We start from the raw sequence: 1819 nt of genomic DNA, 5'->3' as shown, positions 1-1819 counted from the left end.
CTAAAAGCTGACGCTCTTTTAAAACTTGCTGATAATGAACATCATCTACAACAATAATGAGATCCAGGTCGGAATACTCATCCATTTTTCTGCTCAAATAAGAACCACCGATCGCTACACCCAGTAAACGGTTATCCGTCTTCAATTTTGCCAGAATCTGTTCTAAAAGCTCTCGTTGTGGTTCGGGAACAGCCATACAATCTCCAATTTTTGAAATTTCAATAGAGATGGCTACGGCTGGCTACGTCTACGCAGCAGTCTGAAGGATTAGTTTAAACGCCAATCGCATCCACCTTTAGCTAGTTAGCCAGATTTTCAACAGCATATAAAATGTTATTAGAACATGAAATTTTTATATTAGTAAGTTTTTAACTAACTGTTACAGATAGGCGAGATAGCTTCTATTTTATAGTTTTTTGAAGGAAATAGCTGAGATTAACAATTATGCATGAAGTTTCAAAGCAGACTATAGAGACAGCACAGAAACATGCTCAAGAATCAATTGAGCATAGTAAAAAAGTGCAAGAGTTGGGTAAGAGTTTACAAACAGATGACCAAATCGAGCCGGAACAAAAAGAACGTATCAAAGCCTATGGAGAAATCATGTACGAACACGCGCAGAAATTTCAAGAATTGGCGCACAGACTAACGCAAGATCCTTCAACAGACCTATTTTCAGAAGCAGTGGAGGAGCATATAAAGATAAATCAAGCCCATATCGAAGCAATTAAAGAATTTCAAAAGATAGAGCCGCCAGCTTAAATGAGATATTAATGAAATATTAAATTTATTTGCTTTTAGCTGGATGCATTATTGAGCTTGTTATAAGTCTAATAACTACTTGAGCCTTTTCATTTCAGTTAAACACAGCGAGTTGCCTATATAAAATGATGTGTTTATCCCCAAACAATACTCCGGCAGTCACGGAAGCGGATGTCTTGATTACAGAGGCACTGGTTAGCCGTCAAGTGAGAGAGCCAGATTTAGCGGCTGAAAACCGAGCGCTCCACATCCTTGGTCAACAACTCATTGATGATCCGCAATCCACGCTCAAAACCCTGGTTGAGATTGCCATCGATTTATGTCGAGCCGATACTGTTGGAGTTAGTTTACTGGAAACAGATCCTAATGGTGAATCCAGATTTCGCTGGGTAGCGATCGCAGGCGCATTAAAATTTTTAGAACAAACCACCACCCCAAGTAATTTTAGTCCCTGTGGCACCACACTTCAATCTAGGCAGCCACAACTATATGCCCATCCTGAACGCTATTTCACCTATCTGCACCATCCGCAGTTTCCTATTGTTGAGGGATTGCTAATTCCGCTAAGTGTAAACAATCAGCCATTAGGTACTCTTTGGATTCTGTCGCATCATGAGGCGCGACAGTTTGATGTTGAAGATCATCGGCTGATGACGAGTTTGGCAGGTTTTACTGCCTCTGCCTTACACAGCATCCATCAGGCACATCAAGCAGCTCTTGAAGCTGTACGCCACGAACAAGCGGCTCGTGCAGAACTCCATCACAGTCAAACGCAGTTCGAGGCACTAGTTGCGAATGTGCCAGGTATGGTCTTTCGCTACTTGCCCTGCACAGATAGCCTCCATAAGTTTACCTTTGTGAATTCTGGCTCCCGTGAACTGTTGGAATTGGAGCCAGAAACAATTCTCCAGGATGCTAATTCCTTTGTGGAATTAATTTACTCGGAGGATTTGCCGTCATTTGAAACATCCATTGCTCACGCTATTGAGAACCTCTTACCCTGGCGTTGGGAAGGGCGGATCGTCACACCATCGGGTAAACTCAAATGGATTCAAGG

3 protein-coding genes are annotated in these 1819 nt (G+C 42.1%); 2 read left to right on the top strand and 1 reads right to left on the bottom strand.

From position 1 onward, the window contains the following. On the bottom strand, window positions 1-196 hold a 196-nt coding region (locus VE944_RS22040; RefSeq protein WP_324981876.1), incomplete at its 3' end, for a nucleotidyltransferase domain-containing protein. A gap of 248 nt (window positions 197-444) precedes the next feature. On the opposite strand from VE944_RS22040, the gene VE944_RS22035 reads away from it, so the two are divergent. Next, the gene (locus tag VE944_RS22035) at window positions 445-762 is read left to right on the top strand and encodes a hypothetical protein (RefSeq protein ID WP_324981874.1); all 318 of its coding nucleotides are present in this window, start codon (window positions 445-447) and stop codon (window positions 760-762) included. Between the two features lie 125 nt (window positions 763-887). Further along, the coding region (locus tag VE944_RS22030) for a GAF domain-containing protein (RefSeq protein WP_324981871.1) at window positions 888-1819 on the top strand (932 nt) is incomplete at its 3' end.

It is taken from the genome of Nostoc sp., from assembly GCF_035638895.1.
Classification (GTDB): Bacteria; Cyanobacteriota; Cyanobacteriia; order Cyanobacteriales; family Nostocaceae; genus Nostoc.
The sequence above is the reverse complement of the archived record's forward strand: the minus strand, read 5'-3'. Positions and strand labels throughout refer to the sequence as shown.